General features: G+C 72.5%; 2 protein-coding genes. Both read left to right on the plus strand.

Features of this window, described 5'->3' with window-relative positions; translation table 11 throughout:
• Positions 1 to 871: epimerase (locus E1284_RS40630; protein ID WP_131945424.1), on the plus strand; the 871-nt coding region annotated here is incomplete at its 5' end.
• A gap of 123 nt (positions 872 to 994) precedes the next feature.
• The coding region (locus E1284_RS40635; RefSeq protein WP_279433123.1) for a Clp protease N-terminal domain-containing protein at positions 995 to 1,498 on the plus strand (504 nt) is incomplete at its 3' end.

Below are 1,498 nucleotides of genomic sequence, written 5' to 3' on the forward strand. Positions count from 1 at the left end.
GGTCTTGACCCGGCGGCCCGCGGGGCCCGGGCAGGTCGGGTGGGACGGGCGGACGCTCGGGGCCTGGACCGAGGTGGTCGACGGCAGTGACGTCGTGATCAACCTGGCCGGGCGCAGTGTCAGTTGCCGGTACACGCCTCGGAATCTGCAGGAGATGATGGATTCGCGGGTGCTGTCCGCGCGGGTCGTGGGGCGGGCGATCGCAAAGGCTGCGCGGCCGCCGCGGGTCTGGCTGCAGATGAGTACCGCCACTGTCTACGCCCATCGGTTCGACGCGGCCAATGACGAGGCGACCGGGCTGATCGGTGGCGGTGAGGCCGGGGTGCCGAAGTACTGGGCGTACAGCGTCCGGATCGCTGAGAACTGGGAGCGGGAGCAGGAGCGGGCCGAGACGCCGTCCACCCGCAAGGTGGCGTTGCGGGCGGCGATGGTGATGAGTCCGGACCGCGGGGGCGTTTTCGATGTTCTGTCGTGGCTTGCGCGGCTCGGGCTCGGAGGGCCGGTCGCCGGGGGAGCGCAGTACGTGTCGTGGATCCAGGACCGGGACTTCGTCCGGGCGGTCGAGTTCCTGATCGGACGCGACGACATGGCGGGGCCGGTGAACCTGGCCGCTCCGGAGCCGCTGCCGCAGCGGGTGTTCATGCGCGCGCTGCGGGGTGCGTGGGGGATGCCGGCCGGCCTGCCCGCGACGGCGTGGATGGCGGAGATCGGAGCGTTGGCCCTCCGGTCGGACACCGAGCTGCTGCTGAAGAGCCGCCGCGTTGTTCCCGGCCGGCTCGCGGACGCGGGGTTCGCGTTCGACTGGCCGCGGTGGCGGGAGGCCGCGGATGATCTCGTGGGGCGCCGCCGGGGCGTGCGCGCGGGGGTGTGACGGAGGGGCGAGCGCTGGTTTCTGCGGGCCCGCCACGGGCACGTGAGTCACCATTGCTATGACGTGTCCTTCGACGACCGGGGGGTTTCGGAGATGACCGCGGGATGGTACGGGGCCGGGGGAATGGATCCTTTCGAGGAGATGCTCGCCCGGTTCTTCGGCTCGCGCGCGCACCGGCGGCCGCAGGAGCGGATCAGCATCGCGCGGCTGATGAGCGAACCGGCGCGGGAGCTGGTGCGGGACGCGGCGGCGCAGGCGGCGCAGTGGGGCAGCGTCGATCTGGACACCGATCATCTGCTGTGGGCGGCGACGCGGCAGCAGGGCACGCGGCAGTGGATCGTGCGGGCCGGGGCCGACCCGGACAAGATCAAGGAAGAGATCGAGAGCCACGGGCGGCGGGGGGAGCCGCGGGACGTCCCGCCAGAGCTGACCCCGTCCGCGAAGCGGGCGCTGCTCGACTCGCATCAGGTTTCGCGGGCGCTCGGGTCCTCCTATATCGGGCCCGAGCACGTGCTCTTCGCGCTGGCGCTCGACCGTGGGTCCAGCGCGGGACGCATTCTGGACCACGAGCATGTGACGCCCGATTCGCTGCAGCAGGCGGCGACCGGGGGCGGGCCGGGGCAGCCG

Origin of the sequence: Actinomadura bangladeshensis (assembly GCF_004348335.1) — a bacterium.
Lineage (GTDB): Bacteria > Actinomycetota > Actinomycetes > Streptosporangiales > Streptosporangiaceae > Spirillospora > Spirillospora bangladeshensis.